Origin of the sequence: Streptomyces cyaneofuscatus (assembly GCF_033109485.1) — a bacterium.
Classification (GTDB): Bacteria; Actinomycetota; Actinomycetes; order Streptomycetales; family Streptomycetaceae; genus Streptomyces; species Streptomyces cyaneofuscatus.
Genome location: NZ_CP137002.1, coordinates 419,792 through 446,704, shown reverse-complemented (window position 1 = coordinate 446,704; position 26,913 = coordinate 419,792). Strand labels below are relative to the sequence as shown.

General features: G+C 71.9%; 10 protein-coding genes. 6 read left to right on the top strand and 4 right to left on the bottom strand.

All coding sequences use genetic code 11. The annotated features are described in order from the left end of the window. Window positions 1-7 precede the first annotated feature (7 nt). The 6 genes from R2B67_RS01785 to R2B67_RS01760 all read left to right on the top strand — a co-directional run bounded on the left by R2B67_RS01785 (window position 8) and on the right by R2B67_RS01760 (window position 6,705). Window positions 8-1,786 (top strand): FAD-dependent monooxygenase, encoded by a 1,779-nt coding sequence (locus tag R2B67_RS01785; protein ID WP_317816035.1) that lies wholly within the window; start codon window positions 8-10, stop codon window positions 1,784-1,786. Window positions 1,787-1,819: 33 nt separating this feature from the next. Next, window positions 1,820-2,584 (top strand): alpha/beta hydrolase, encoded by a 765-nt coding sequence (locus R2B67_RS01780; protein ID WP_317816034.1) that lies wholly within the window; start codon window positions 1,820-1,822, stop codon window positions 2,582-2,584. A gap of 94 nt (window positions 2,585-2,678) precedes the next feature. Beyond that, window positions 2,679-3,278, top strand: a complete 600-nt coding sequence (ssuE, locus tag R2B67_RS01775; protein ID WP_317816033.1) for an NADPH-dependent FMN reductase — start codon at window positions 2,679-2,681, stop codon at window positions 3,276-3,278. 113 nt (window positions 3,279-3,391) lie between these two features. Next, window positions 3,392-5,011 (top strand): adenosine deaminase family protein, encoded by a 1,620-nt coding sequence (locus R2B67_RS01770; protein WP_317816032.1) that lies wholly within the window; start codon window positions 3,392-3,394, stop codon window positions 5,009-5,011. A gap of 81 nt (window positions 5,012-5,092) precedes the next feature. Further along, window positions 5,093-5,536 carry a nuclear transport factor 2 family protein gene (locus R2B67_RS01765; protein ID WP_317816031.1) on the top strand — a complete coding sequence of 148 codons (444 nt, stop codon included), beginning with the start codon at window positions 5,093-5,095 and terminating at the stop codon, window positions 5,534-5,536. After that, window positions 5,533-6,705, top strand: a complete 1,173-nt coding sequence (locus tag R2B67_RS01760; protein WP_317816030.1) for an MFS transporter — start codon at window positions 5,533-5,535, stop codon at window positions 6,703-6,705. Before R2B67_RS01765 ends, R2B67_RS01760 begins: the two co-directional genes overlap by 4 nt. A gap of 98 nt (window positions 6,706-6,803) precedes the next feature. On the opposite strand, the gene R2B67_RS01755 is transcribed toward R2B67_RS01760, so the two are convergent. The 4 genes from R2B67_RS01755 to R2B67_RS01740 all read right to left on the bottom strand — a co-directional run bounded on the left by R2B67_RS01755 (window position 6,804) and on the right by R2B67_RS01740 (window position 26,833). Beyond that, window positions 6,804-7,544 (bottom strand): helix-turn-helix domain-containing protein, encoded by a 741-nt coding sequence (locus R2B67_RS01755; RefSeq protein ID WP_317816029.1) that lies wholly within the window; start codon window positions 7,542-7,544, stop codon window positions 6,804-6,806. A gap of 174 nt (window positions 7,545-7,718) precedes the next feature. Next, the gene (locus R2B67_RS01750) at window positions 7,719-15,743 is read right to left on the bottom strand and encodes a non-ribosomal peptide synthetase (protein WP_317816028.1); all 8,025 of its coding nucleotides are present in this window, start codon (window positions 15,741-15,743) and stop codon (window positions 7,719-7,721) included. 22 nt (window positions 15,744-15,765) lie between these two features. Then, window positions 15,766-26,091, bottom strand: coding sequence for a non-ribosomal peptide synthetase (locus R2B67_RS01745; protein ID WP_317816027.1), 10,326 nt, complete (start codon window positions 26,089-26,091; stop codon window positions 15,766-15,768). 7 nt (window positions 26,092-26,098) lie between these two features. Next, window positions 26,099-26,833, bottom strand: a complete 735-nt coding sequence (locus tag R2B67_RS01740; RefSeq protein ID WP_317816026.1) for a thioesterase II family protein — start codon at window positions 26,831-26,833, stop codon at window positions 26,099-26,101. Window positions 26,834-26,913 lie beyond the last annotated feature (80 nt).

Sequence of the window (26,913 nt, the reverse complement as noted above, 5' to 3'; positions counted from 1 at the left end):
CCCCGCCATGCCCCAGCTCCCCGCGACGGGCGGCCGCGACGTCCACACCGTCCGCTTCCCCGTCGGCAGACCCCCGGCCACCGTCGACGTCCTCATCGTCGGCGCGGGCCCGGTCGGCCTCGCCGCCGCGACCGAACTGACCGCCCGGGGCCTTAGGGTCGCCGTCGTCGACGGCGCCCGCACCGCGACCCTGGTGCGGGCCGGCGCGATGGGCCACACCCCCCGCGTGGTCGAACACTTCCGCCGCTGGGGCCTGCTCCAGCGCATCCGCGAGGCCTGGACCTACCCGCCGGAGTGGAACCGGGGGACCCGGCTGGTCACCTCGCTCACCGGCCATGAACTCGTCCCCGTGTCCCGCCCGTCGTTCCGTGGTTCCGGCACCCCCGACCACGCGGCGGACGAGGCGCTGCGCCGCCCGCAGACCGTGCTCCAGCAGGTCTTCCTCGACCACCTCGCCGAACACGGCGTCAGCGTCGCCGGAGGATGGGAGCTCCGGGAGCTGGCAGAGGACACCGAGGGGGTCCGCGGCGGGGTGGTGGACGTCGACTCGGGGGAGCGGCGCACGGTCCGGGCGGCGTACGTCCTCGGCACCGACGGCGGCTCCAGCACCACCCGCCGGCTCGCCGGGATCGACCGGGAGGGCGACCACGCGACCGAGAAGCGGCTGCGCCTGATCGTCCGCACCGGCGACATCTCCGACCGGGTCGGCGCGGCCCCGAGCGCCACCAACATCGTGTTCAACCACCGGGCGTCCGGCTTCCTCGCGGCCGTCAGCACCCGCGAGTGGCGGGTGTACGCGGGACCGTACCCGCTCGGTCACGAGCCCACCGAGGACGAGCTGCTGGAGATCGGGCGGGCCGCGTTCGGCTTCGACCTCGAACTCGACCTGGTCTCCGCGACGACCTTCTACCACGCCACCCGGATCGCCACGACGTTCCGCAAGGGCCGGGTCCTGCTCGCCGGGGACGCCGCCCACGTCCGTACACCCGGCGGCAACCTCGGCGAGGGCATCGGGGACGTCGCCAACCTCGGCTGGAAGCTGGCCGCCGTCCTCGCCGGCCACGCCCCCGACACGCTCCTCGACTCCTACGACCAGGAACGCCGGCCGCACAACTGGCGGGTGGCCGACCACTCGTTGGAGCGGTCACGCCGCTCGCAGGCCACGCTGGCCGAGATCCGCGCGGGCGGCATCCCGGACGACGCCGACCTCGGCGACGAGGCCGTACGGCGGCGGGCCGAGATCGGCGAGCGGCTGCGCCGGGACCATGCCGGGGGAGCGGGGGTCACCTTCGACGAGCGGTACGACGCGTCGGACGTGATCTGGTACGAGGAGGGGCAGTTGGCCTCCGAACCGGGCTGGCGGCCCGACGTGTACGAGGACGATCCCCGGCCGGGTCACCGCGCGCCGGACGGCCGGATCGACCCGCACGGCTCCACCCTCCACGACCGCATCGGCACGTCCTTCGCCCTGCTCGTCCTCACCGAGGGCCCCGTCGTGCAGTTCGCCGAAGGCGGCACCCGGGACCGGGCGGTCGAGGACGCCTTCACCCAGGAGGCGGCCGCCCGGTCGCTGCCGCTGACGGTGATCCACCTGACCGACCCCGACGCCCGCGCGGTCTACGGCACCTCGTACGTCCTCGTCCGCCCCGACCAGCACGTCGCCTGGCGCGGCTCCGTGCTGCCCGACGGCGGCGCCCGCGCGGTCCTCGACCGGGTGCTGGGCCGGACCCGGTCCGGCACCGCGGCGGAGGCCCTCGGGCCCGTCCCCGCCCAGCGTGTCCTTTGATCCCCTCCCCCCCCACCGAGCCAGGAGCCCGAGATGACCGAGCACGCCGAGTACACCGACCACCACGGCCCCGAGGGGCCCGCCATCCGCGGCACGGTCGTCGTGGTGCCCGGCCGGGGTGAGACCCGGGACACCTACACGCGGCTGGGCCGACGGCTCGCCGCCGACGCCTACCGGGTCCGGGTCGTGGACGCCGTCCGCCTCGACGCCGACGACCCGGCCGGCTCCCTCACCCGGTTCGGCGCCCAGGTCGCCGAGGCCGTCGCGGGCACGGCGGGCCCGGACGGGGTCGCCCGCCCGGTGGTCCTGGTGGGCGCCGACACCGGGGCGGTCGTGGTGGCGGCACTCCTGGGGAGCGGCGAGAGCGCGGCGGCCGACGCCGTCGTCCTCGCCGGGCTCCCCGCGCGTACCGCCGCCTCCGCCGACTGGGACGACGAGCTCGACGTCCGTACGTTCTGTCCCGCCCACCGCTCCACGCTCTCCGGCGACTCCGGATTCCGCCGGGGCGCACTCGACGAGGCGGTGCCGGAGGCCCTGCTCACGGCGGCGTACGAGAGCGAGGCGGAGGTCCCGGCGCTGATCCTGACCGGCGACGCCGATCCGCTCGCGGACCGCGACGCCCTCACCCGTACCGCCAAGTCCCTACCCCGGGCCCGCCTTTCGATCGTGCGCGACGCCCACCACGACGTCCTCAACGACATGCAGCACCGCTCGGTCGCCGCCGAGATCGTCACGTTCCTGGAGGCGCTGCGCAACGAACTCGTGCCGCTCGTCACGGTGGAGTCCACCGCCTGGTGAGCCCGGCCGTCCGCACCTGAACCGCCGTAGTACCCCAGCGAACTGCCGTAACAACCAAGCCGTTTGCGAAGACCGCATCCCGAAAGGTCACCTCATGGCCACCGTCCTCTCCGTCTCCGGAAGCCCCTCCGCCACCTCCCGCACCGCACGCCTCCTGCTCCACCTCGACGACCGGCTCCGGGGCCAGGGCCACGACGTGGTCTCCCTGGACGTGCGCACCCTGCCCGCCGACGCCCTGCTCGGCGCCGACTTCGCCCACCCGGCCATCGTCGAGGCCACCGCGCTGTTCGACCGGGTGGACGGGGTGGTCATCGGCACCCCGATCTACAAGGCCGCCTACTCGGGGCTGCTCAAGTCGCTGCTGGACCTGCTCCCGCAGTACGCGCTGACCGGCAAGACCGTGCTGCCGCTCGCCACGGGCGGCAGCACGGCTCATGTCCTCGCCATCGACTACGCGTTGCGCCCGGTGCTGACCTCGATGGGCGCCGCGCACGTCGTACCGGGCTGGTTCACCCTGGACAAGGACATCACCGTCAACGCCGACGGCACGGTCGCTCTCGCGGCGCCCACGGCCGAGGCCCTGGGCGAGGTCACGGACCGGTTCTCCGCCGTACTCCGCGAACGTACGGCACTCCAGGAGCGTACGGCGGTGCTGCCGGCACCCAGCACGGCGGTGCTGGCCCCCAGCGCCTGAACGAGCCGGTAGCGCAGGGGTGGCCACGGCTTCCCCACTCGAACGAGTGGATCTTGCTCCTGATCCATGCGGTTCGGGCGGGGAAGCGGGCCCGGCGACGCGATCATTCGGCGGTGATCAACTCGATTCGGACGGCTCATCGTCCCAAGTCCCTGGTCCCGGCCGGGATCGGCGCCCTCGCTCTCCTCACCCTCCTCCCCACCGTCCCGGCCGCCGCTGCCGCACCCGCGCAGGACCCGGCCCCCACCTCGGCCGCGCAGCCCCAGCACCGCTCCATCACCCCGGCCGAGCGCCGGACCGCCGCCCACCTCGACGCCCTGCGGAGCGACCCGGAACGGCTGCAGGCCTTCTTCACCGCACTGCCCAAGGGCGGCGACCTCCACAACCACCTGTCCGGCGCGGTCACCACCGAGTACCTGATCCAGCTCGCGGGCGAGAACGGGCTCTGCATCGACGCCACGGACACCGCCGTACGCCCGCCCTGCGGACCCGGCACGCGACCGGCCGCCGACGCCCGTACGGACAGCCAGTTCCGGCAGCGCATCGTCCGGGCCTGGTCGATGCAGGACTTCCCCGCCGACCAGTCGGGCCACGACCACTTCTTCGACACGTTCGGCAAGTTCGGCGAGGCGACGCGCGATCGCGGCAAGCTGCTCGCCAATGTCGCCAACACCGTCGTGGAGCAGAACCAGTTCTATCTGGAGACCCTGGTCACCCCCGCCTCCGACAGCGCGCGGAAGCTCGCCGAGTCCGTCGGCTACGACACCGACCTCGCCGCCTTCCACCGCAAGCTCGTCGCCGGCGGGAAGCTCGACAAGGTCGTCACCGAGGCCGTCCGCGAGGCCGATGCCGCCGACGCCCAGTTCCGTGAGGCCGCGCACTGCGACACCCGCCGCCCCGACCCGGGCTGCCGGCTCCCCGTACGGTGGATCTCCCAGGTCTCCCGGGGCAGTTCGAACGAGCGCGTGTTCACCCAGATGGCCGTCGGCCTGCGGCTCGCCGAACGCGACCCGCGGTTCGTCGCGGTCAACCTCGTCCAGCCGGAGGACGGCGAGAGCGCGCTGCGCAACTACAGCCTCCAGATGCGGATGCTCCAATACCTGCGCAGCCAGTACCCCGACGTCCGCATCACCCTGCACGCCGGTGAGCTGACGCCCGGCCTGGTCAAGCCCGAGGACCTCACCTTCCACATCCGCGAGGCCGTGCTCGTGGCCGGAGCCGAACGCATCGGCCACGGCGTCGACCTGGTCCACGAGGACGACTGGCGCGGCCTCGCCCGGACGATGGCCCGGCGCGGTGTCGCCGTCGAGGTCCCGTTCAGCAGCAACAAGCAGATCCTCGGCGTGGCCGGCGACGACCACCCGTTCAACGCCTACCGCCACCACGGCGTCCCCGTGGTCCTGGCCACCGACGACCCCGGCGTCTCGCGCATCGACATCAGCCATGAGTACCGGTACGCCCGGGAGACCTACGGCCTGAGCTACCCCGAGCTGAAGGACCTGGCCCGCGCCTCGCTGGAGTACGCCTTCCTCGAGGGCGACGGCCTGTGGGCCACCGGATCGGCCCGGGCCGGCTACCGCCCGGTGCGCGCCTGCGCCGGAGCCCGGCCGGGCATCGTCCCGCCCGCCCCGGACTGCGTCCGCCACCTGGAGGGCAACGCGAAGGCCGCGACCCAGTGGCGCCAGGAAGCGGCGTTCGCCGGATTCGAACGCCGGTACGGCGGATGGCGCTGACGCCACACCGCCGCTGAGGCAGGCCATGGGGGGCGCGGGTCTTGAACTGCGGCCCGCGCCCCCCACGGCTACGCTCGAAAAATGCGAGACAGCGGAGACCGGCCCGGGCCGCCCCCGGACAGCCCCGAAGGCGCGGCGGACCCGGCGACCCACGCGCTGCTCGCCTCCGCCGTGGACGACTGGGCCGCCGCGATCGTCGCGAACGACGCCGAGCGGATCGCCGCCTTCATGGCGGACGAGTGGGTCATCGTCTCCGAGTCCGGCATCACCGACCGCGACACCTTCCTGGCCTTCGTCACCTCCGGCGACCTGACCCACTCGGCGATGCGGGCGATCACCCCGCCGAGGATCCGCGTCCACGGGGACACCGCCGTCGTCACCGCGCGGATCACGAACACCGCCCACTACGGCGGCGACCGCTTCGACGCCGACGAATGGACCACGGACGTCTTCGTACGGCGGGACGGCGACTGGCGGTGCGTGCTCAGCCACATCACCCCGGCCGCCTCTCCCGAGGGTTCATGAGCCGCCTGGGCTATCCGGCGGCCGCCGCCGTCTTCGCCATCGGTATGGCGGGCACCACCCTGCCCACCCCGCTCTACGGGCTCTACCGGGAGGAGCTCGGCTTCTCCGAGCTGATGGTGACGGTGGTCTTCGCCGTCTACGCCCTCGGCGTCATCGCCACCCTGCTCCTCGCCGGGAATGCCTCCGACGAGACGGGGCGACGGCCCGTCCTCCTGGCCGCCCTGGGCTTCTCCGCGGCCAGTGCCCTCTGCTTCCTCTTCGAGGGCGGGCTCCCGGCCCTCTTCGCGGGCCGCCTGCTGTCGGGGTTCGCCGCCGGGCTGCTGAGCGGCGCCGCGACCGTCACGGTGATGGAACTGGCGCCACCGGGGCGTGAGGCCAGAGCGGGCCTCGCCGCGACCGCCGCGAACATGGGCGGCCTCGGCTGCGGCCCACTCCTGGCGGGGCTCCTCGCCGAGTACGCCCCCCGGCCCCTGACGCTGCCCTTCGTCGCCCACCTGGCGCTGATCGCCGTGGCCGCCGTGCTGACCTGGCTGCTGCCCGAAACGGTCACCTCCCCCGTACGACGCTTCCGGCTGCACCCGCAAGGCCTCGCCGTCCCGCCCCAGGTGCGCGGGGTGTTCGCCCCCTCGGCGCTGGCCGCCTTCGCCGGGTTCTCCCTGCTGGGCCTCTTCACGGCGGTCGCCCCGGCGTTCGTGGCCGAGACGCTCGACGTGCACAACCTCGCCCTGGCCGGACTCGTCGTCTTCTCCGTCTTCCTCGCCTCCACGGCCGGGCAGGCGCTCATGGGACGCGTGGGGGAGCGGCGGGCCCTGCCGGGCGGGTGCTTCGTCCTGGTCGTGGGACTGGTGCTGGTGGCGGCCTCGTTGCTGCTCGCCTCGCTGCCGCTGCTCGTCGCGGGGGCGCTCTGCGGCGGCCTGGGGCAGGGGCTCGCGTTCCGGGGCGCGGTGACGGCGATCAGTGGAGCGGCACCGGCCGAGCACCGGGCCGCGACGGTGTCAGCGTTCTTCGTCATCGCCTATCTGGGCATCTCGCTGCCGGTGGTGGGCGTGGGCGCGCTGACCCTCTGGCTCGGGCTCAGGAACGCCGGGCTGACTTTCGCCGGGTGTGTGCTGGCCCTGGCCCTGGGCGTCGGCCTGTACCTGGCCCGGAGACCTCCCGCCCGCACCTGACGGGCGGCGCCGTCACCCGCAGTGGGGCCCGGCACCTGCGGATGGAGGACGGCTGCGCGGTCTTTCCTGTCTTCGCCGTTGGCTCCGGGGCCACCGCTTTACGGTCTGACCCCGTCCCCCGAGGGCCCTGCCGCCGCCGGGTCCGGTGCGCTCCGTGCGTCACCGGGCCCGGAGAGGGCGTCGCGCAACTCGTTCCGGAGGTGCGGCTTGAGGTCGAACCTCTTCCAGATCCGCCCGATCGTCGACTCCGACAGCCCGGTGCGCCGGGCCATCGCGGCGCGGGTCCAGTGGGTGTCCAGGCCCGGACTGGTCTGCAAGGTCGCCACGATGACCTCCTCGATCTGATCGGGCTGGATCGACGGCGGCCGCCCCGGCCGGGGCTCGTCCCGCAGGCCGTCGAGGCGGTGGGCGATGAACCGGGCCCGCCACCGCTCGACAGTCGATTCGTCGATACCGAGGTCGGCCGCCGCCTGCCGGTTGGTCCCGCCCTCCGCGCAGCGCAGCACGATCTTCGAGCGCAGTGCCAGGAACTGGGCGGTCTTCGCCCGCCTGGCCCAGCGGGTCAACTGGGCCCGCTCGGCGTCGTCCAGGACCAGATCGGCCTTGGGCCGGCCGATCCGGCAGGCGTCGTCGAGCCCCGCCATCCCCTCGGCGGCGAAGCGGCGGCGCCACTTGGCGACGGTCTTGACCGCGACCCCGAGGGACCGGGCGGCGCCCATGTTCGACATGCCGTCGGCGCACGCCAGGACGATCCGGGCCCGTTCGGCCCGCCGCCGGTCCGGCCGTTTTGCCCGGGCCGCCAGTTCCTTCCGATCGTCCTCGGACAGGACGATCGCCACAGCGGAAGGGCCCGGGCAGGGGAGGTCACGGGAGTGATGATGAGGCATGGAAATTTCTGTGCATCCCTGAGTCGGAGACGGGCCGAATACGTTCGTCGGTGGCGCCGCCCCCCGGCCGGTGCCGTCGTCGGAGGACGGCACCGGCCGGCGGGAGGCGGCGGGGAGGCGGGCCGGCTAGCGGCGCGGGCCGTCTCCGGCGGGCAGACCGCAGTAGCGGTCCAGCAGGTGGGCGACCTCGCTGACGTGGGGTGCCCTGAGCATCGTCGCGTGGTCACCCGGGATGTCGACGAAGGTCACCTCGCCCGCCGCGTAGTTCTCCCAGGCCGAGAAGAGGCTCGCCACCTCCGGCGCGTGGTTCTTGGTCCGGAACACATGGACCGGGATGTCCAGCTTCCGTTCGGGCAGGACGACGTCCCGCGAATACATCAGCTGATGCATCTGGAGGCGCAGGAACCGGTCCAGATAGTCCTCGCTGAGGAAGGCGGAGACCCGCGGATCGTTCTTCGCCCGGTCGAGAAGGACCTTCTTCGCCTCCTCGTAGGGGAGGTCCTTGAGTTGATCCCGGTCCTGGTCCAGCATCCCCCCGATCCCCATGGCGAGGATGAAGACCCGCGTCTCCTCCTCGGTGAGGTCCGCGTCGGCCACGGGAATGTCCCCCAGATTCGGCGGGGTGTCGAGGATGATGAGCCCCTTCGGCCGCACGCCCCGGTCCAGGAGCCTCGCCGCGAGGTGGAAGGCGATGTGCCCGCCCAGGGAGTGGCCGCCGATGTAGACGCCGTCGCCGGCCACCCCGGCCGCCGAGTCGGAGCAGAACTGCACCATCTCGTCGAACGACGGGTAGACCGGGGACTCCCCGGCGCCGAGCCCGGGCGCCTCGACGCCGTGGATCTCGCCGAACCCCCGCAGGTGGCGGGCCAGTTCGATGTAGCCGAGGACGGTCCCGCCGGCCGGCGGCGCGAAGACGATCCCCGGCCCGTCGCCGCTGCGCGGGTTGAGCCGTACGAGCTTCGCCGCCGGGTCACCGGCGGACGTCCCGTCCGTCGTCCGCTCGTCGAGCGCCCGCGCCAGGCTGCGGACGTCCGGGTACAGGAACACCTGCTTGGGGTCGACGAGAACGCCTTCCCCGTGGAGCACCGAGACCAGCTTGATGGTCAGCAGCGAGTCGCCCCCGAGATCGAAGAAGGACTCGTCGGGGTGGACGCGCTCGCGCCCCAGGACGGACCGGTAGGCGGCGAGCAACGTCCGCTCCTGCGGGGGGAGTTCGGCAACGGCCTCAGGTGCCGTGCCCGGTGCCTCCTCGCCGCCGCCGGAGCGCAGCCGCGTGACATCCACCTTGCCGCTGCTCCTGAGCGGCAGCGCGTCGTAGACGTGGACGGCCGAGGGCACCGCGTACGGCGGCACCAGACGGCGTACCCCCTCCAGAATCTCGGCCGACCCCAACCCCTCGGCGGCGACATGAGCTGTCAGCGCCCCCGCCGACCCCGGACGCGCGACGACGAAGGCGTCCTTCACCCCGGCCAGCGAGCAGAGCGCGCTCCGTACGGCGTTCAGTTCCACCCGGTGGCCCCGGACCTTCACCTGGCCGTCGCGGCGTCCGTGGTAGTGGAGTTGGCCGTCACGGCTCAGGGTGACCCAGTCGCCGGTGCGGTAGAGCCGCACGCCCGGCAGCGCCGGCACCTCCACGAAGCGGCGGGCGGCCTCCTCCTCGTTGCCGACGTACCCGAGGGCGAGTCCCTCGCCGCCGACGTACAGCTCACCCAGCACGCCGTACGGGACGGGCGCGCCCGTCGCGTCCAGGGGGAGGGCGATCCGGCCGGGGAAGGGGCGCCCGATCGGGAGGGCGCCCGCCACGGGCCGGGTCGTCGAGAACGTGGTGGTGAACGTGGTGTTCTCGGTCGGACCGTAGCCGTTGGTGATACGGAGACCCGCGCTCTGTTCCAGGACCCGGTTGACGTGGGCCGGTGAGACGACGTCGCCGCCGACGACCAGCTCCCGGAGCCCGTCGAAGAGGGACGCGTCGGCGTCCGTCAGCTGGTGGAACAGGGGTGCGCTCACCCACATGAGGGTGGGACGGCGCTCCTCGATCTCCCGCCGCAGCGCGCCGACGTCCAGGACGGTGTCCTTCCCGGTGAGGATCAGCGTGCCGCCGTTGAGGAGCGCCGCCCAGATCTCGAAGGTGGACGCGTCGAAGGAGAGCGCGCCGGTCTGGAGCACCCGTACCTGCTCGTCGAGTGTGATCCACCCCGGATCCCGCACCAGCCCCACCACACTCGCCTGGCTGATGGAGACCCCCTTGGGGAGGCCCGTCGTGCCCGAGGTGAACATGACGTACGCTTCGTCGCCCCCGGTGACGGGCGGCACCTCGCCCCCGGTCCCGCCCTGCTGCGACGGGAGGGCGACCGGCTCACCCGCGGGCTCACCCGACGCGTCGACCGGGGACAGCCCCCGGGCCGTCAGGCGCCAACGGATGGAGCCCGCGCGGAGGATGGACGCGGCGACTGCCGGCGGAAGGCCGGGGTCGATCGGAACGTACGCACCGCCGAGCTTCAGGATGCCGAGAATCCCGGTGATCGTGGAGAGGGCCTTCTCGGCGTCGATCGCGACACGGGCCCCGGCGGTGACCCCCTGTTCCCGGAGACGGGCCGCGAGGGACGAACTGCGGGCGTCCAGCTCCCGGTAGGTGATCTCCTCCTCCCCGTGGACCACGGCGGTCCGCCCACCGTGGGCGCGGGCCGTGTCCGAGAACGCGGCGGCGACCGACCCGGCGGGCGCGCTCTCCCGCGTGCGGTCGGAGAGACGCACCACCTCCGCCCGCTCCTGAGGCGTCAGCACGCTCAACACCCTTACAGGCGAGCCGGGATCGTCGGCCATGGAGAACAGGAGCGTACGGAAGTGGGCGCGCCAGCCCTGGACCGTCTCCTCGCGGAAGAGGGAGGTCGCGTACTCGAAGGCCAGGGTCAGCCCGTGGTCCCGCTCGTACGCGTGGAGGGACAGGTCGAAGCGGGCGATGCGGTGCCGCAGATCGAGCGGTGTCCGGGCGGCGCCCGCGAACTCCGGGAAGTCCTCCCGGGGAACGTAGTTGAACATGGTCTGGACGATGGGCGGGCGCGAGGTGTCGCGGCCCTCGGAGAAGCGGGTGACCATGTGGTCGAAGGGGTAGTCCTGGTGCTCCAGCAGCCCCGTCATGGACCGGTGGACAGCGGCGCACTGATCGCGTACGGAGGCGGAGCCGGCCAGAGACACCCGGCAGGGGAGGGTGTTCACCAGCATGCCCACCGCGTCGAGCAGCGCCGGATCGTCCCGCCGCATCGCGGGCATGCCGACGAAGAACTCCCGCTGCCCGCTCAGCCGGGAGAGGAAGACACCGAAGACGGTGGCCACGAAGACCGCGCTCGACACCCCGGCCGACGCGGCGGCCTCGCCCACCCGGCGCACCTCGTCCCGGTCGAGTTCGAGGAAGAGGGTGTCCCCGGCGTAGGACTGGAGGCGCGGACGGCTGAAGTCCGTGGGCAGCTCCAGCGGTTCGACGTCCTGCTCCAGCACCGTGCGCCAGTGGTCCGCCGCCTTCTCGGAGGCGGCACCGGCCGCGTCCTGCCGCGCCACGGCCCGCGTGATGCCCGTGGGCAGAGCGGCGAGCAGCGGTATGTCCTGCGAGACCAGCGCGTTGTAGACGGTCACCAGGTCACGCATGAAGACGCTCAGCGACCAGCCGTCGGAGGTGATGTGGTGGTGCGAGACGACCAGAACGTCCCGTTGCGCAGGCAGACTTACGAGGGTGTAGCGGGCCAGCGGCGCCGCTTCGAGGTCGTACTTGTGCGCCAGCTCCCGGTCCAGGGTCTCCCGCAGCACCGACTCCGCCTCGCCGGTCTCCCGGTCCCGCAGCTCCACATGGTCCAGGGAGACGGAGGGCGCCTCGACCAGCCGGCTGCGCGGGGTGCCGTCGACGGTCTCGAAGACCGTACGCAGCGACTCGTGCCGACGGGTGACGTGGACGAGCGCCTTCTCCAGCAGCCGGGGCTCCAGAACTCCCGCCAACTCCCAGGCGGCCACGATGTTGTAGAGCGCGAGCTCGGGTTCGACGCGCTCGGCGAAGTAGATCCGGCGCTGGGCGCTGGAGAGGCCGTCCTCCTCCGCCGTCGCCGCTGCCTGTGCCGACTGCGGTGTCGCTTCGTCGGTGGCGCTCGCCGCCGCCTTCTCGTCGATCAGGGAGGCCACGGCGGAGAGCCGGGAGCTCTTGAAGAACTCGTGCAGCGCGACCGTCACACCGAACGCGAGCCGGATGTCGTTGGCCAGCCGGGCCGCCATCAGGGAGTGGCCGCCCAGCATGAAGAAGTCGTCGTCGCGTGCGAGGTTCTCCGTACCGAGGATCTCCTCCCACAGCGTGGCGAGCCGCTGCTCCGTCGCCGTCTCCGGCGGGGCGGCGGCCGCCGTGGAGCTCGCCGTCTGGAGCAGCCGGACCGTGTCGATGTGCCCGTCGCCCTTCCGGGGGATCCGGTCGACCCGCGAGCTCCGCAAGGCCGGTGCCAGATCGGCGAGTTGCCCGGTCTCCAGCTCGCTCTCCGCCACGTAGAAGTAGCGGGGTACGAGCTCCCAGCCGGGCTTGTGGCGGACGTGCGAGGCCACATCGGGGTGTGCGCCGTCCAGACCGATGTACGTGACCGGCTGGTTGCGCCGGACCGCGATGTCCACGGACTCCAGGGCCAGATCGACGTCGAGGGAGAGGAAGCCGCGCCGCTCGGCCGGCAGGCTGCCGCCCGCCCCGCCCGACATACCGGTGCCGGACCACGCGCTCCAGCCGAGGGACATGGCGCGCCGGTACCCCTGCTCCCGCAGGGCCCGCACCGCCGCGTTGAGCGCGCTGTTGGACGCGGAGTACTCCGTGTACCCGGCGCCGCCGAAGTAGGCGTTGACCGAGCTGAAGCCGACGAGCAGTGCGTCCCTGGCCAGCTCCCCGGCCAGCGCCGCCATGCCCCGTACCTTCAGGGCCGTGTACCGCGCCAGCCGGCTCTCGTCCAGGTGCGGGGCCCCGTCGAGGCCCTCCAGCGCGTCGTCCTCGCCGAAGTTGCCGAGGCCGGCCAGATGGAACGCCCCGTCGATGCGCCCGTCCACGGTGGACCGCAGTGCGGCCCGGAGCCGCTCCGGCGCGTCGGCGGCCGCGAGGTCCACCGAGACGTAGTCGACCTGGGTGCGGGCCTCCAGGGTGCGCAGGGCGTGGCTGCGGCTCTCGTCGAGCTGCCCGGCCGGGGTGGAGCCGACCAGGACGAGCCGGGCGCCGTACTTCTCGGCCAGGAACCGGGACAGCTCCCGCCCCACACCGCCCAGGCCGCCGGTGACGATGTACCGGCCGCCCTCCTTGATCTCGGCCGCCACCCCGGCGGGGTCGCGCGGAGCCGGGGAGAGCGCCCGTTCCGTACGGGTCCCCGCGTGGTAGGCCACCGCCGGAGCAGGCGCGTACGCCACCAACTCGCGTGCCAGAAGCGCCACGTTGGCCTCGTCGACCGCATCGAGGTCGCTCCAGACGAGCACCGGTGCACCGGCCTCGGCGTTGACGCTCTGCACATAGCCCTGGAGCGCGCCGAGGTGGGCCCGGGCGCTGTCGTCGTGCGCGCGTCCGCCGACGGTGACGAGGGCGATCCGCAGCCCCTCCCCGCGTCCGGCGGCGGCGTGGTCCCCGATCAGCCGCGTGGTGGCGCCGATCAGCTCGTACACCGCCTGGCTGTCCCACCCGGGCCGGGTCAGCCGCAGGTCGACCACGGCGTCGATCGTGCCGTCGGGACGCTCGGCCCCCTCGCCCGCCTGGACGGAGAGCCCCTCCGACAGTACGCGCGTGACCTCGGCCCGGTCCGCCGGCTCACCGCCCACCAGGCCGAGCGTCACCGGCTGCCCGTCCACCGCCGGAAGGACGCGCGGCTGCTCGGTCTCGACGAAGAACCACGGCGGGACGAACGCCGCGCCCGAGCCGCGCGACTGCCCGACCGCGTGGAGTCGCTCGTCCAGCGTGCCGTCCTGGAGCCGGGCGACGAGCTTGCTCCGCTGGATCTTCCCGATGCTCGTCTTGGGGATCTCCTCGGCAGGCAGGGGGATCACATGGCGGGCGGAGAGGCTGAACTCCCGGCGCAGGGTGGCCTGGATGTCCTTGATCTGCCGCAACAGCGCGTCCGGTGCTGTCAGTTCGGAGACGTAGAAGATCGCGAGGTGATCGGTGACGTCGTCCTCGTCACGGACCGAGCACGCGGCGGCGAAGGACGGCAGGACGCCGTCGACCGTCTCGACCACGGCCTCCAGGTCGACGTTCTGGATGTTGACGCCGTTCACGATGATCAGGTCGGCGCCGCGGCCGGTGAAGGTGACCTTGCGGTCCCGGATGAAGGCCAGGTCCCCGGTGTCGAACCAGGCGTCGTCGCGGAAGAACTTCGCGTTCGCCTCCGGGTTGTTGAAGTACTCGACGAGCCGGGTCAGCCCGCGGACCTGGAAGTGGCCCACGTGCCCCTCGTCGACCAGCTCGCCGGCGTCGTCGACGACCCGCACGTCCACCCCCGGATAGACCCGGCCGCACTCGACGAACCGGCTCAGCGCGGTGGGCTCGGACGGAGCGAACTCGATCCCGCCGTCCGGGCGGATCCGGTCGACGTACTGCACGCCGGTGGACTTCCCGTACTCCAGCGCGTCCGAGACCACGACCATGTTGCACGTCTCCGACATGCCCCACTCCGGCTTGATCGCCTGCCCGGGCAGCCCGTACCGCTCCAGCAGGCCCAGGAGCCGCTGGCAGGTGGCGAAGTGGACCTGCTCGCCCGCGTTGATCCAGCGGCGTACGGCCGAGAGCTCCCAGTCCGCTGCCTCGCCGCCCGCGACGGTGTCGGCGAGCAGGGCCAGCATGGAGTTCGGGCCCCAGGTGACCGTCGCCCGGTGCCGGGTCGCCAGGTCCAGCCAGCGGGTGGGCCGGGTGAGGACGTGGTCGGTGGCCGCGTGGACCTGGTGGGCGCCCAGGTACAGGGGGAGGAGATGGGAGTGGATGAGCCCGACCACGTGCTCGATGGCCAGCCAGTTGAGGAAGACGTCGTCGGCCGCGTACGCGCTGTGCTGAACCGCCGCCTGCTGCTTGTGCACGATGTTCGCGTGGGACTGCACCACCCCCTTCGGGGTGCCGGTGCTTCCCGAGGTGAAGAGGATCAGTGCGGGCGATTCCGGGTCGACGTCCACCACGACGGGCGCGGCGGAGCACGTCTCCGCCTCGGCCAGCGACAGCAGCGACGCGCCCTCCAGCAGGGGCCGGACCGCCTCCACCAGGGCGGGGGAGGCCAGGACCCGCGGCTCGCGTGCCGTGGTCCAGATCCGCCGGAGGCTCTCGGCCTCGGCCCGCCGCTCCTCGTAGTCCGCCGACGCCGTCACCGGCACGGCCACCGCCCCGGCCAGCAGCGCACCCCACAGCGCGACGACGAACTCCTCGTGACCGGCGGCCAGAAGGAGGACCCGGTCACCGGGGGCGACCCCGTCGCCCCGGAGGAAGGCCGCCACCCGCTCGGACCGCTCCAGCAGCTCGGCGTACGGCAGGAACCTCTCCGTACCGGCGGAGTCGACGAAGCGGCAGCCCCGCCCGGCCCCACTGCCGGCGGCCCGGCGCAGGGTGTCGGCCAGCGTCCGCGCGTCACCCGGTACGGGTAAGAGCGGCGGCCCCTGGATGTACGCGGGAACGGCGGGAGCCGCACCGGGTATCAGCCCGTCGCCCTCCTGCTCAGGCACGGGAGTCTCAGGCACGGGAGAGGTGGCGGCGTACGCCCGGCGTGCCAGCGGGGCGCCGAAGTCGTACGACTCCCCGTACAGCACGACGCTCTCGCCGAGGCCATGGCTCTCCCGCCATCCGGCCTCCAGCTCCGCCAGTCGCGGCGCGTCCACGAGCGCCGCCTGCCGCAGCGTCGCGTAGTCCACCCCGCCCCGGTCGTCGAGCGGCAGGCAGGAGACGGTGACGACGTCGTCCACCGGGAGCCCCGCCAGGCTCTCGACCGTGAGGGCGCGGCCGGACACCGTCCGGACGAAGGCCACGGAACGCGTCGAGCCGGCCGGGGTGCGCAGCTGGACCGCCGCGCACTCCGCCACGTCGGCGACCTCCCGGACACGTGCTTCCACCACGGCGACCGGATAGCGGCGTCCCTGGTGGCGAATCAGCTCGGATACGCGATGGGTGGTGCGAATCGGCATGATGAACCCTGTTTTCCTTGGATCAGTCAAGAAGCTTGATGGAGTCGCGGCCCGTCCACATACCGACATCGCCCGTGGGATAGAGATACCGGTGGGGTGAGGGGAATCCGGGTTCGGTCTCGCCCTCCGCCATCCACTGCCCCCACTCGCCGTCGACGGGAAGATCGGAGACGGAATCGGCCGCCACATGGATATGGCCCGGAACGCCGACCGGGCAGGGCCGGGCCTGCTCGTCCAGGACGAAGACCGGGCCGCGGAAGTCCGCGAAGAACTTCTGCTGATCCTCGTGCTCGGCCTCGACGGTGGGCGCGTTCTGCGAGCTCCGCAGCAGGTCGGCCAGGGCCGCCGCGTCCACGCCGTCCACATCGGCCACCAGACGGTGGCCCGAGGAGACCTGGTGGAGCGCGGTGCGGAAGAGCCCCATGAACGCGGAGACCCAGGCCGGCTCGACGACACCGGTCATCGACGAGAACCGGACCGTGAGCCGCTCGCCGGGAATGGCGACGACGGTCAGGGGGTAATTCGTCCGCTCGTGGCTCGCGAACGATCCGATGCCCAGATTCTTTGATGTGAGGAACTCCGGGCCCAGCGGATAGTTCTCCAGGATGAACAGCACATCGAATTGCGCACGGCTCTTACCCGCACCCGAGGCCGCACGCGACCCCGCACCCGAGCCCTTTTCCGGGCCTGCGCTCTCCAGAATGTGGGTGGTCGCCAGGCCGCTGTGCTCGATGGCACCGAACCCGTCGGTCTGGATGCGCCCCATGAGGGAATCGACCGGTTCGTCACCGGCCATCCGGACGCGCATGGGCAGCGTGTTGATGAGCAGCCCCACCACCCGCTCCACATCCGGTACGTCGGGGGAGCGCCCGGACACCGTCACGCCGAAGATCACATCGTCCGCGCCCGACACGATGCGCAGAGTGAGGGCGAGCGCGGTCTGGAGCACGGTGCTCAAGGTGCAGTGGGCGCCGGCGGCGAACTCCCGGACGAGCGTGGTCTCTTCCTCGTCGAGCACGAGGTCCAGCTGCGAGAACCGGTCCTCGTCGGCGCTCGACCGCGCCTCCGGGGGCAGGACCCACGGAGTGGAGTCCGCGAGGTACCGCGACCAGTAGGCGCGGGCCTCGGTGAGATCGAGGTTCCCCAGCCACTCCGCGTAGCTCCGGAAGCTCGGCGCCGGCTCGATCGCGGCGGGCTCCGGCACGCCCGCGTCGTACAGCTCCAGGGTCCTCGCGAGGATCCGGAAGACGCTCCAGCCGTCCAGCGAGATGTGCGGGAAGCTGAAGGCGAAGACGTGCTCGTCGTCGCCGGTCCGTGCGACGGTGACCCGGAGCAGCGGGCCGGCGGTCAGGTCGAACCCGGCCGCGATGTCGGCGGCGAGGAGGTCGTCCACCGCACGCCGGCGCTCGGCCTCGTCGGCCCGGTCGGTCAGATCCCGGTGGTCGATCCGGAAGCCGGCCGAGCCCAGGACGATCTGCACGGGCCGGGAGAGGTTCTCCCAGCCGTAGACGGTCCGCAGCATCTCGTTCTCGGCGATGACGATGTTCCAGGCCGCCTCGAACGCCGGGAGGTCGAGGGAGCCGTGGAGGGTGGTGACGACCTGGCCGAAGTAGTCGCTGCTGCCCGGGTGCATCAACTCGTGGTAGAGCAAACCCTCCTGAGTAGGCGTCAGCGGCAGGATGTGCTGGACGTCGTCCCCGTACGCCGTGAGCACGGCCGCCCGGTCGGCGGCGGGCAGGGCGGCCGGCTCCTTCACGGCGGGAGCGTGGGTGCCGTCCAGCCCTTCCGCGAGCGCGAGCAGATTCCGCTCGTACGCCTCCAGGAGCTTCAGCACCTCGGGGGAGTCCGCAAAGGCGCGGTCCACCCGCATCGAGACCTTGAGGTCGTCGCCGTACTTGAAGAGGTTGAACTCGATGGCGCACTCACGCCGTGAGGACCCCGAGCGGAAGTCCCCGTACGCCGAACTCGCCAGCTCCATCCCGCTGGGCATGGCCCCGAGGTAGTTGAAGGCGACCGGTACGGCGGAGACCAGGGGCGGCACGGAGTGGTCCAGGTAGGCGAGGACACCGTAGTCGTCCCCGCCGCCCGGTATCGCCCTCAGCTGCTCCCGTACGGCCTGGACATCGGCGACCGGGGTTCCGCCGTCGCCCGCACCGCACAGGACGGCCGGGTACATGCTGGTGAACCAGCCCACCGTCCCGGAGATGTCCGGGGAGCCGGGGGAGTCCGACCGCCCGTGGCCCTCCAGCAGGACCGGGAACTCCGGGACGGCGAACGCCTCGCGGTACGCCCGGGCGAGCGTGGCGAGCAGGGCGTGCTGGAGCTCGGCGCCCGCGACGGACGCCCCGATCCGGGCGAGCCGGCCCGTGACCTCGGCGCTCACACCGAACTCCCGGTCCACCGTGCCGGACTCCGTGAGCGTGGTCCGCGGGAAGGGGCTCCGGATCTTCGAGGCGACCTCGGTCCAGTAGGGGATCTGCCCCTGGACCTCGGGCGAGGCCACCCGCTGATGGGTGGCGGCGATCCAGGACGAGAAGGTCGCCGCGACGGGCGGCAGCCGCAGCTCCGCCGGGGCTTCGCGCAGGGCCGTGCGGATGCCGCGGGCCAGGATGCGCAGGGAGACACCGTCGCTGACCAGGTGGTGCAGGGCGAGGACGAGCTTAACCTCCGCCCCGGCGTTCACCTTCCCCGCCAGCAGCATCCGGCCCTCGCCGACGCTGAGCGCCCGCTGCATCGCCGTCAACTGAGGCTGGATGTCCGCGACATGCTCGGTGGTCCACTTGCGGACCGGGATGTCATGGGCGGGCAGCCCCTCCTGGTAGTGCCAGGTGGCCCCCTCCCGCCAGAACCGCGCCCGCAGCGCCGGGTGCTGTTCCTGGACCGCCCGCAGGGCCTGCGCGATCCGGGGCAGCGGGTAGTCCTCGTCCAGATCCAGGACGAGCGGCAGATTCCAGTGGTCGAGCCAGTTGTCGCCGCCGAGCGTCTCGAAGAACCATGCGTGTACGGGGGCGAGTTCGGCCGTCCCCGCCCGCTCGACGGTGTTCACCGCCGGGTCCGACTGCGCGTGCGGCGAACTCGGCACCATCAGCGCGGCCAGTCGGCGGACCGACTGGTTCTCGAAGACCTCCTTCGCGGAGATCTGGTACCCGGAGCCGCGGAGCCGGTTGGTCATCTGGATGACTTGGATGGAGTCCCCGCCCAGGCTGAAGAAGTTGTCGTCCGCGCCGAACGTGTCGAAGCCGAGGAGATCGGCCCAGATGCGCCGCAGCTCGTTCGCCTGGGGACTCAGGCCATCGTCCGCCGTATCGTCCCCACCGGTCCCGCCGACGGCGATCTCGACAGCGGAGAGCTGGCGTCGGTCGACCTTGCCGTTCCGGTCGAGCGGGAGCCGGTCGAGCCGGACGAAGACGGCGGGGACCATGTAGTCGGGGAGCAGCCGCTCCAGGTCGGCACGGATGTCCGCGTCGCCGTCGGCCGCGTAGAACGCGACGAGCCGCAGGGTGCCGCCCTCCGGCGTACGCGCCTCGATCGCCACGTCCCGTACGTACTCCAGGGAACGGACGGCGAGCTCGATCTCCGACAGCTCCACCCGGTAGCCGCGGACCTTCACCTGGTGGTCCACGCGCCCGATGAATTCAAGGTCCAGCTCCTCGTTGAGCCGGACCAGGTCACCGGTCCGGTACATCCGGCCGCCCTCGGTGAACGGGTCGTCGAGGAAGGAGGCCGCCGTCAGGTCGTCCCGGTTCACATAGCCGAGCGCCACGCCCCGCCCGCCGACATGGAGTTCGCCGGGGACCCCGATGGGCTGGAGCCGGCCGGCACCGCCCAGGACGTACGCGGAGGAGTGGCCGATGGGCCGGCCGATGGGGATCGCGCGGTCGGCCGGAACGTCGTCGGGGATGCGGTACGTCGTGGAGAAGGTGGTGTTCTCGGTCGGCCCGTACCCGTTGATGATCCGGATGCCGGGGCACGCCTCGACGACCGCCCTGATCTGCCGGGGCGGCAGCACGTCACCGCCCACGAGGAGCTGCCGCAGCGGCCCGAAGACACCGGGGTCGGAGTCCACGATCTGGCTGAACAGCGGGGCGCTCATCCACATGACCGTCGCACCCGAAGCGTCGATCGCCTCGCGCAGCGCGGTGATGTCCAGCAGCACGTGCTCGTCGACCAGGTGGAGCGCCGCCCCGTTCAGCAGCGAGCCCCAGACCTCCAGCGTGGACGCGTCGAAGGTCAGCGACCCCGTCTGCAACACCACGTCCCCGGGGCCGAGTTCGACGAAGTCCGGCCGGTGCGCCAGGCGGAGGACGTTCTCCACGGAGACGGCGACGCCCTTGGGCCGGCCCGTGGAGCCCGAGGTGTACATGATGTACGCCGGGCTCGACGCGGCGTCCGTCTCGTGCCACGCGGGCCCGGACTCCGGCACCGCGGCGTCGTACACCGCGAGAGGCAACTGGAGTACGTCACCGAGAGGTTCGGCCGCGGCGTCGTCCAGCAGGACCAGTGCCTCGGAGTCGGAGAGCACCAGCCTTCGGCGCTCCTCCGGGTCGGAGGGCCGTACGGGCACATAGGCCGCGCCGAGCCGGGCGACCGCGATCATGGCGATCACCACATGCGGGGAGCGGCGGGCCGTGATCCCGACCCGGCTGCCGGGGACGACACCCTCGGCCCGCAGATACGCGGCGTAGGCGGCGGACCGGTCCCAGAGCTCGGTGAAGGTGTACGACTCCGACCCCATGACCAGCGCCGGACGGTCGGTCCGCTCCCGCACCACGGCGGACAGCACTGCCGGGACCGACGACGGCAGGGGCGCGTCGAGAGGTCCGTTGACCGAGAGGATGCGCTCCCGCTCGGTCTCCGGCACGATGTCGATGTGCCCGACCTCCGGGTCCGGCAGCCCCGGGAGATCGCGGAGAACCGTGTGGTACGCCTCCACCCAGCGCTCGACGTCCTGCCGGGGGAAGAGGTCGCGGCGGTACTCGAAGACGAGGTCGAGATCCCCGTCCCGTTCGAACGCCTGGATGGACAGGTCGAACTTCGCGGTGTCGCTCTCCCAGATCTTCAGCCGCCAGTCGGCCCGCGGCGTGCTGAGCCGCTCGATCTGGGCGTTCTGCAGCACGAACAGCACCTGGAACAACGGGTTCTTGTTGTGCGCCCGCTCGGGCTGCAACGCCTGCACCAACGAGTCGAACTGGACGTCCTGGTGGTCCTGGAGGCCGATCACCTTCCGCTTGACCTGCTGGACCAGCGCGGAGAACGGCTCGGCGTCGTCGATGCGGATGTCCAGCGGCAGGGTGTTCGCCAGGAACCCGACCATGTCGGAGGTGTTCCCCCGGCCACGGTTGGCGATCAGCGTGCCGAGCCGCACATGATGACTGAGCGTCAGGCGTTGGTGGAGCACCGCGTAGGCCGCGAGCAGCAGCACGTACAGGGAGACGTCGTGGTCGCGCGCGAGCTTGCGCAGACCGCGCAGCACCTCGGGGCCCACGGTGGACTCGTGGTGTTCACCGTCGGAGGTAGGCGCCTCCGTCGCATCCGCGCGGGCCGGCAGCTCGGCGGGAACGGTGACCTGCCCCAGCTCGTCCGTCCAGTACGCCAACTGCTCCTGGTAGCCCGCCGAGTTCTCGTACGCCGTGACGTCGGCGACGTACCGTCCGTAGAGCCCCCTGACCGGCGTCAGCTTCGATGCGCCGTGCTCCAGGAGGTCGTCGTGGATCGCGGCGAGGTCGGAGAGGATCACCCCCATCGACCAGCCGTCCGAGACGATGTGATGGATGGTCAGCACGAGGGTGACCCGGTCGTCCGCGCTCGTGACGATGGCGGCGCGCAGCGGCAGTTGGCTCAGGAGGTCGAACGGGGTGGCGGCCGAGGCCGCGATGATCCCGTCCAGCCGGCGGGCCCGGTCGCTCTCGGGGAGGTCACGCAGATCGTGCTCGTCGAAGGTCAGGTCCACCTCCTCGATCGGGACGGCGTGCTGCCAGAACGTGCCGGACGCGTCCTCGCGGAACCGGACGCGTAGGGCCTCGTGCCGGTCGACGAGCGTCATGAGCGCCGTCTTGAGCAGGGGGCGGACCACGCCGCCCGACACCTCGATGGAGACGGTGTTGTTGTAGTAGGGGCTCGCCGGATCGGCCTGGAACAGGAACCAGAGGCGGCGCTGCTGCGGGGTGAGGGGGACCTCGGCCGTCGCGTCGGCCTTCAGCGAGGGGAGGGCCGGGGCCTCGGGGGTGGTGCTCCCGGCCGCCTGCCCGGCGAGGTGGCGGATCGTCGGTTCCTTGTAGAACTCCTCGTGCGAGACCACGGCGACCCCGTCGTCCCGGAGCTTCGCGAGGAGCTGGATGGTGGCGATCGAGTCGGCACCCAGGTCGAACAGGTTCTCCGTCACCCCGATGGTCCCGACCCGGAACACCGCCCGGCAGATGTCGCGTATGCGCTCCTCGGCGGCGTCGCGGGGCGGCTCGACCGTCACCGCGCCGCGCAGCACGTCGAGCCGGTCCAGCACCATGTCCCGGTCCACGAGGCCGTTGCGGTCCACGGGGAGCTCGTCGAGGATCTCGTACCGGAGCCGCGCACCGCCGAGGTGGTCGCGGACGGTGTCCTCGACGGCGTCGGCCCGCGGTGCGAAGAGCCGCTCGAAGTCACCGAAGTCGGTCACGACACAGGCGGGTTCGGGCGACGCGCCGTCGCTCCCGGTTGTCAGACCGTGAGGGAGACGCGAGCCGTCCACCCCGATGTAGACGGCCGGCCGGTCGGTGCGGAGCGCGTCGAGGAGTGCGCCGAGCCCTTGGAGCGGCTCGACGGTCTCGATGCCACGCCGGTGCAGGGACCGGTTCACCTTCAGATCGCGGCTCATGCCCGTCTCGTCCCAGACACCCCACGCCACCGAGGTGGCGCGCACGCCCTGGGAGCGGAGGTGGGCCGAGTAGTGGCCGGCGAAGTCCGACGCGGCGACGTACGCCGAGACGGTCGCCCCCGGTGCGAGGCTGCGCGCACTGGCGAAGGTGACGAGGAAGGCGTCCCGGTGCTCCTGGGCGAGCAGACCGCCCAGATGGTGGAGACCGGCCACCTTCGGCTTGAAGACCTCCGCGAGCTCCTCGGTCGACTGATCGCCCACCAGCGCCTCGTGGACCATGCCGGCCAGGTGGAAGACGCCGTGGAGCGCGAGACCGGACGAGGCGGCGTGGTGCCGGACCGTCTCCCGCAGCTGGGCGGGGTCCTGGAGATCGGAGCGCGCGTACGTGAACGTCCCGCCGTGCTCGCCCGCGATCGCCTCGAACGAGCTGACCTGGTCCTGAACCGCGGCCTCTTCGCGCCGGCCGAGCACGAGCACGTTCCGCCGGAAGCGGCGGAGCAGCAGGGCGACGAGGATCTTCCCGATCCCGCCGAGCCCGCCGGTGACGACGAGGAAACCGTCCTGCCCGTCCAGCGAGGTGCCGGTCGCGGGGAGCGTCAGTGGTTCGACCGCCTGCTTCTGGCGCAGGCCGTCGACGTAGGCCACGGAGAGGCCGTCGTGCGGCTGGGAGGCCTCGCGCTCGAAGAGTGCGGCGAGGTCGTCGGCCGGGCCGTTGCCGGGGCCGTCGTTCGCGCCGGAGAGGTCGATGTGCGTCAGCGCGTGCCCCTCGGCCACCGCGCTCCGGACGAACCCGGCGATCGGCGCGGAGCCGTAGCCCGGGTTGGCCGGGAGGACGCCGAGCGCGTCACGGGTGAAGACGGCCCCGTACGAGATGGAGACACCGGCTGCCGGGAGCTCACGCAACAGGTTCTGCACGCTGAACACCCCACGGGCCTGTGCGCCGAGGATGCCCCCGCGCCCGGCGGCCTCCGCCGACGGGCGCAGAGCCCACAGATGGGCGATCTCCAGAGACTCGATGCCCGCACCCCGCAGGGCCGCGCCGAGCTGTGCGTACGCCTCCGAGGAGCGGGGATCGACCTCGGCGGTCAGGACGCCGGGGAGGCCGCCGCTCTCCAGCCGCACCTCGCCGCCGCCCTCCGCCGGGCGCACCCACACGACCCGCCGGCTCTCGGACCCGAGGAACCCCGTCAGGGCCTCCTCGTCGTCCGCGAAGACCGCGAGAGCCGGGGCGGGATGCTGCCGTGCGGGGAGCGCTTCCGCGTCGGCCCGGACGAGGGTGTCGGCGTAGACGCCGACGGGGCGCGCCGGGGCGAGGTCCACCGAGTCGGCCGCAGCACCGCCGAGCAGCGCTTCGAGCAGTTCCGCGTCGGGGCGTGCGGCGATCCCGTCGACGAAGGCCACCTCGTGGTGGACGACACCGTTCGCCTTCACGGCGCGGACCGCACGCTCGTGGACGGCCGCCCGGTAGTCGGCGTGCCCGGAGCGCGGCTCGATCGCGACGACCGCGCCCGGCATGCCGGGCAGCAGCACATCGGCCGTCCACACCCGCGAACCCACCACGCCCGGAAGCGCGTTCACCGCCGTTTCGATCCCGGTGCTGCGGACCCACCCCGATCCGAGGCCACCCAGGGCGATCCCGCCGGTCGTCCCGGCACCCGGCGCGGGCCGCGTTCGACCGAGCTCCTTCGCGGAGGCCGTGAGGTAGCGCCCGGGGCCGATCAGCGGCCGCAGCGCGTCCGCGAGGAGCGCCCGGCGCCGCTCGTCGCCGTCCTGCCCGGCGGTACGGTCGGCGAACAGGCCGTCCCGGTAGGCCGCACCGAGCTTGGCCCGCTGGATCTTGCCCAGGTTCGTCTTGGGGATGTCCTCCCGGCGCACGGGGATGACCGCGTGCAGCCTGATCCCGATCCGGCGCAGCACATGGGCGCGGATGGCATCCGTCACCGGCTCGTCCGTCACCGTTTCGTCCGCCACCTGCTCGGCCGTCCGCCCGGCGCGGGGCACGAAGAAGACGACGGCCTGCTCCTCACCCGTGGCGGGGTCGGTGTGGGCCCAGGCGGCCGTGAAACTCGTCTCCACGGCCGGGAGTTCCTCGATCGCCGCCTCGACCTCGGAGAGGTCGAAGTTGAGACCGTTCACGATCAGGATCTGCTTGGCCCGCCCGGTCATGGTGACCACGCCGTCGCGGACATGGGCGAGGTCCCCGGTCCTGAACCACCCGTCGGGAGTGAAGCTCTCCTCGTTGGCGGTGGGGTGGTGGAGGTACCCCCGCGTCACACACTCCCCGCGGACCAGGAGATGACCGACCTGCCCCTGGGGAACGGCCGCGCCGTCATCGTCGGCGACGAGCACCTCCAGGCCCGGGATCGGACGGCCCAGCGCGACGAATTTCGGTACGCGCCCGGCACCTTCCCCGTCCTCCGGGGTGGCCGGCTCCTCGGTCGCCGGGACGAACTCCCGGTTGTAGAAGACCCCGGAGCAGGTCTCGGCCATGCCCCACACCGGTACGAAGACATCGGGGCGCAGCCCGAACCCGGCCAGCTGGGTGGTGAGTTGTGCGATGGCGCGGGCGTTGAGCATCTCGCCGGCATTGATGGACTCGCGAAGGCAGGACAGATCCCACGACGCGTGTTCCCGTCCCGGCACGAGATTGCCGAGCAGGGAGTAGGCGAACTGCGGTGCCCACGTGTAATTGACCCGGTACGTGTCGATGAGATCGAGCCATACCAGCGGATCGGCCAGAATGTGTCCGGGCGCGACCTGTACCTGTTCGCTGAGCCGGCAGACGCCCCGCAGATGGGACATGAGAATGCCCGCCGCATGTTCCAGCGGCATCCAATTGAGCTGAACGTCCCTGCCGCCGCCGTCGCTCTGCATGACGCCGGCTTCCCGGGCCAGGATCGCCCCGTGCGTCTGCACGGCACCCTTGGGTGCTCCGGTGCTCCCGGAGGTGAAGAAGATGACCGCCGCCCCATCGGGCTCCGCGGCCTGGACACCGGACGCGTCGCCCGCGCTCGGCAGCTCCGCGTTCCGGGGAAGGACGATGACCGCGTCGCGCTCGACACCGGCATCGGAGACGACCGGAAGATAGGCCTCGGCCAGCCCCGGGCCGACGATCACCCGGCCGGACCCCAGCGTGGCGAGAACCCGGGAAACGCTCTCCAGATTGTCCCGGTCGACGATATTCGGAACACTTAGCGGAACGACGACGACTCCGGCATGGACGGCCGCCCAGAAAGCCCGCAGATATTCATGTGCGTTGTTCAGCTGGAGAATCAGGTGTTCGCCCGCGCGCAGGCCGGCCGCTTCCGTCAGCCACCACGAGAGGCGTAATGCGTCCTCGTACAGGGCGCCGTAGGTGGTGACATCGTACGAACCGTCGGCGTCGTACAGGTGAATTTTCGTGCCGGGCGCCTGTGCGGCGGCTTCTTCCAATGCTCCGAAGACGGTCTTCCAGCGGGGTGGGGAAACCACCTCACCGCCCGAGACGTACGAAGTCACTCCAGCGTCATCCCTGGAAGGAGACACCATCTTTCTCCAGCCCCCTCTTCGACTTTTCCACGATCAATTGAATGATGCTCTGCAGGTTTTCGTCGACAAAGAAATGACCTCCGGCGTAGGAATGGAATTCCACGCCGGACACGCTGAGCGCCTCCCAGACGCCGGGCGGAGCCTGTTGCGCGGCGGCGTCGTCCTTGCCGTTGAGAATCACCAGGGGACTCCGGACGGGAACGCGCTCGTCGATCGACCGCGCACCGTCCTCCAGCAGATGGAAATCCGCCCGGATGATCGGCAGGAACAGCGTGCGCATGAGCTCATGGCCGGCGACGGCCTGCGGTAGACCGCCGTACGCGTCGAGCCCGGCGATCAGCTGCTGATCGCTCAGCTCCCGGGCGGGCCTGCTCAGGACGTTGCGGTAGGCCGGCGTGCCCCGTCCCGAGAGGAACAACCGGTCGGCCCGGACCCCCAGGGACTCCAGACGCCTTTCGAGCTCCAGCGCGATGTAGGCGCCCATGCTGTGGCCGAAGATCGCAAAAGAATCTCCTGGTTCCAGTACCGAGAGGGCTCGGCGGGTGAGGTCGTCGAGGGCTTCGGCGAAAGACGCGTAAAACCCGTAGGACATTCGGTCGCCACGTCCGTTGAGCTCCAGCGGGACGATCTCGATGGATGGCGGCATCAGGGATGTCCACCGGTGATAGCGGCTCGCGGTGCCCCCGGCGTGGGGCAGACAGAGAAGTTTCACCGGTACGGCCCGGTGTTCTGGTTGCCACGCTTTCGCTCACGAAAGGGGCATCGACGTTTTCCCAACACTCCCACAGCGGA